At 52.8% G+C, this 4,054-nt stretch carries 4 protein-coding genes and 2 pseudogenes; 5 read left to right on the top strand and 1 reads right to left on the bottom strand.

Annotated elements, in window-relative coordinates:
* Positions 1-166: 166 nt before the first annotated feature.
* The 5 genes and pseudogenes from QZ506_RS21425 to QZ506_RS02675 all read left to right on the top strand — a co-directional run bounded on the left by QZ506_RS21425 (position 167) and on the right by QZ506_RS02675 (position 2,878).
* Entirely contained in the window at positions 167-298 is a 132-nt protein-coding gene (locus QZ506_RS21425) for a DUF1127 domain-containing protein (RefSeq protein WP_367272960.1), read from the top strand.
* 126 nt (positions 299-424) lie between these two features.
* Positions 425-1,513 carry a histidine kinase dimerization/phospho-acceptor domain-containing protein gene (locus QZ506_RS02660; protein ID WP_291968879.1) on the top strand — a complete coding sequence of 363 codons (1,089 nt, stop codon included), beginning with the start codon at positions 425-427 and terminating at the stop codon, positions 1,511-1,513.
* 12 nt (positions 1,514-1,525) lie between these two features.
* Positions 1,526-1,747, top strand: a complete 222-nt coding sequence (locus tag QZ506_RS02665; protein WP_291968881.1) for an ATP-binding protein — start codon at positions 1,526-1,528, stop codon at positions 1,745-1,747.
* A pseudogene (locus QZ506_RS02670) lies at positions 1,744-2,277 on the top strand (response regulator transcription factor). The gene QZ506_RS02665 and the pseudogene QZ506_RS02670 overlap by 4 nt, the downstream one beginning before the upstream one ends.
* Before the next feature lie 103 nt (positions 2,278-2,380).
* A complete protein-coding gene (locus QZ506_RS02675) occupies positions 2,381-2,878 on the top strand; it encodes a heme-binding protein (RefSeq protein ID WP_291968882.1) in 498 nt (165 codons plus the stop codon).
* 51 nt (positions 2,879-2,929) lie between these two features.
* Here QZ506_RS02675 and shiA read toward each other — a convergent pair.
* Positions 2,930-3,916, bottom strand: a pseudogene (gene shiA, locus QZ506_RS02680) (shikimate transporter); the annotation flags it as partial.
* Positions 3,917-4,054: the final 138 nt, after the last annotated feature.

Raw genomic sequence — 4,054 nt, forward strand, 5'->3', positions numbered from 1 at the left:
AAATGTGCTGCGGGCGTACGCCGATGGCCACTTTACTTGATGGAAAACGGATCTGGGCAGAAAAGAATCTGAACCAGATGTAATCTGACAGACACCTGTATAAATAATCGGTAACTGTCAGATCAGGTCTGAGCTAGTACAAATAACGCGGAGTATTGATATCACGATCCGCACCCCGTTTCGGTGGTGGTGTCACTGGCTAAAACGCCGCACCGTACTGCGCGAACTGCGTCGACTCAGTGATGCCCAACTCAAAGACATCGGCCTCACCGCTCACGATGTCGACCGCTTTCGCTAAACAGAGGTTCCGGCCGGACGGGTTGAGTGCGGTCGGGTTTACAACCTCCATCTAGTGTGGTTCTATGTCCCGGCGTTACTCTCTCAGCCATGCGCATGGCGTTAACTCAACCCGAATGACATCATCATGCTTAAGTTCGCCATTTGTTTACTCTTGACGGACCTATCCGCTCTCGCCCTGAGCATTCATACGCTGCAACAGCAGTATGAAGAACACAGCGCCGAGTTCCGCATCCTTTATCGTGATGTGGCACTCAAACTGTCTCAGCATGATGTCATCCTGACGCTGCTTTCCGCCGCCAGCGATCCCGAGAGGGTCAAAAAAGCGTTTCCCCAAATTCTTATCTTAAAAACACGCTCACAGGAATTCAGTGCTACCGAGCCGCAACTGGAGTGCAACGGCACCTATTGGTTAAACGGCCAGCATGTATCATTGCTGATCGACCTCAAGAAGGTACTCAGCACACTGCCGCAGAGCAATGCATTTCGTACCTTGCGTCTGTACTTGCATGACACCCCTCTGGTGGTGCTTGGTGATGCAATAACGCCTTACTGGCAGTGGCATAAAGCGCTGGTGGGCGATTCTCAGCCGTTTGAGCTTGCTGCAGGAAACGATCCCGACTGGCGTAATCTGCCTTGGGTCAGCGTACTGTTGTTTGCTCTACTCTGGGCGATGGTCGTAGAGTTTGTCAGCCGCTATCTGATGTATAAACGTCAACGAATACTGGCGGATTTACGTGCGCAGTTTTCCGAACTCACCCGGCTCAACACCATGGGGGAGATTACCGCAGGTATGGTACATGAGCTGAATCAGCCGCTTACTGCAATTCTGAGTTATAACCAAACCGCCCTGAGTTTGCTGAAACAAGAAAGGAGCGCGGAGATCGCCCCTCTGCTCGACGCCGCCGTCGTGCAAACCAAACGCATCAGCGCCCTGCTCACCGATTTACGCCAAAAAATGTACAGCGACCACGTTCCCTTACAGCCGGTCAATCTGAAACCTGTCTGGTCACGGGTGCTGATGCTGCTGGAAAACGAGTTGCAGGCCGGGAAAGTGAAAATCATCAACAAAATCCCCGACGATCTGCCGCCGTTTCTCGCCGCACCACAATGGGTTGAGCAAATTCTGCATAACCTGCTGCTCAATGCGATCCAAGCGCAGCAAAGTAACGCGCCAACATCGGCCTGGGTTGAGATCGCCGCGCAGCCAACGTAAAAGGGCATTACACTGACCCTCACGGACGGCAGGCCGGGGTTATCTGATCAGGCGCTACAAAGTGTCTTTCTGCCCTTTTTCACCACCCGACAGGGGGGATTAGGGCTCGGGATGGCGCTGACCCAAACCTTGGTTCAGGGTCTCAACGGCGATATCAGCGCAGAAAATGTCGCTGGCAGCGGAGCCCGATTCACACTGCGGTTTCCTTTCAACGCAGAGGAGCAGGACCGATGACAGGGTGTGTTTATCTGATTGATGATGACGCTATCCGCGACTCACTCAGCGCGTTGCTGGCAACCGTCGGGTGACACACACAACCCTATGCCAGGCAAAACAGGGCTCACCCTATTGGAGGAGTGGCAACAACGCTGCATGGATATCCCCGTCATCATCATGACAGGACATGGCAATATCAATTTGTGCCGACGCTCCTTTAAAAGTGGTGCCTTCGAGTTTTTAACCAAGCCCATCGATGCGGATCTGCTGCTCGAAACGGTTTCTGGCGCGATGACACAGTTTCAAACGCAGGCCAACCAGCCACACAGTTACGGGATAAGCTCAATACGCTTTCCGCGCGCGAGAATGAAGTGATGGCGTTGATTATGTAAGGGAAATCGAACAAAGAGATCGCCAAAGATCTGGAGCTCTCCGCCCGCACCGTGGAAGCACACCGCGCCAACCTGTTTGCTAAACTGGAAATAAACTCGCTGGCAAAATTGATAAAACTGTATGTTGGGCAATCACTTATCGATAAAGCTCCGTAAAATTACGCAGTGGTTTGAGTAATCAAGCGAATGGTTCCTCCTACCGACTCTGGTTACGCTCTACTTGTCGAATACCTTCCAAGGACCACAGGAGCCAGACATGATGAAACGTCTTCTTATCACCACCCTACTTTTCAGCGGTATTACCGCCTTTCCCAGCTTTGCCAATGGCGTATTAAGTGAGAAAAATCTTTCTTTTGCGCTGGCCGAACAGTTGGCACAGCATGCCATCCAATCCTGCGTCGCCAAGAATGTGAACGTGGCGGTAACCATCGTCGATCGTGCTGGCGTAGTGAAGCTGGCCAAACGCATGGACAACGCCGGCCCGCATACCCTCGAAGCCAGCCGGATGAAGGCATTTACCGCACTCACCACGACAGCGCCCACGGAAAACGTGATGAAAAACGCCCAGGCGAATGCTGAAGCGAAAAATCTGCATGATATTCTAGGCTTTTTATTACTGGCGGGTGGCGTGCAGGTAAAAGTGGAGGATCAAACCATTGGGGCGATTGGCATTGGTGGTGCGCCCTCGGGCAGTATCGACCAACAGTGTGCGCTGGATGCGATCGAGGCGGTTAAGGCCCAACTTAGCGCAAAATAATGGAAGAGACCGTAACGTACAGCACTATCGCGTTACGGTCTTTATTCGCTCTTAATCCGTTGATTGCGGCTTCATACTCATACCGACCACGGCAGAGATCAGGCACCCTATCGCCAGATAACCCGCAACGCCGTACCAAGCACCGGAGAACCCGGTCACCAGCAACACGGCGATAAACGGCGTAAAGCCACCGCCCACCACGCTCGCGACCTGATAACCCACGCCTGCACCGCTATAGCGGTAGGCGGTACCAAACAGTTCGGTAAACATCGGCTGCTGTACACTGACGATCATATCATGCGCGACATTCGCCAGCAGAATAGCGAACAGCAGGATCAGCACCGTGTTGTGATGCTCCAGCGCGATAAAGAACGGAACTGCACTGGCCGCACCGATCAGCGCTCCGGTAACATAGATACGACGACGACCGAAGCTGTCAGCCAGCCAAGCGAAAGCGGGAATAGAGAAACAGCTGATTGCCCCCACCAGCAGACCGATATTCAGGAACATATCGCGCGACAGACCGAGATGTGCGGTTGAGTAGTTCAACGCAAAGGCCGTAACGATATACATCGTCAACAGTTCGCCAAGGCGCAAGGCAATGATCAGTAGAAACGCTTTTGGATGTTTGCGCAATGCTTCAAAAATAGGGAAAGAGCGCAGTTTGTTAGCGCGTTCTTGCAGCGTTTTATTGGCTTCAAACTCCTGGTATTCATCCATGCCGTTACGCACCCACCAGGCAATGGCAACCAGTATCAGGCTGAACAGGAACGGCAGCCGCCAGCCCCAGGTCACAAACTCCTCGTTGGCCGTCCAATGACTGACGACAGAAATAGACCCTGTCGCCAGCAACAAGCCTACACCATAACCGACCTGCACGCCGCTACTGTAAAAGGCTTTCTTCTTCTTCGGCGCACTTTCTACCGCAAGCAACGCTGCACCGCCCCACTCGCCGCCGACAGCAAACCCTTGAATGGCGCGCAGAGTGACCAGCGACACCGGGGCCCACCAGCCGATAGACGCAAGTGAAGGCAACACGGGCTTTGTTGAATAAATAGAACTTTTGGGTAATCATCGGAGCAGATCACCACAGTTGTTTCAAAATCAGGTCTCCATGGCAAAACAAAATTTTAAAATCACCAACTGGCCCTCTTATAACAAGGCCCTCAAGCAGCG

Origin of the sequence: Candidatus Symbiopectobacterium sp., from assembly GCF_020054415.1 — a bacterium.
Classification (GTDB): Bacteria; Pseudomonadota; Gammaproteobacteria; order Enterobacterales; family Enterobacteriaceae; genus Symbiopectobacterium.

Coding starts and splice junctions, on each gene's coding strand:
- QZ506_RS02660 (WP_291968879.1), top strand. CDS start 425: ATGCTTAAGTTCGCCATTTGTTTACTCTTGACGGACCTATCCGCTCTC.
- QZ506_RS02675 (WP_291968882.1), top strand. CDS start 2,381: ATGAAACGTCTTCTTATCACCACCCTACTTTTCAGCGGTATTACCGCC.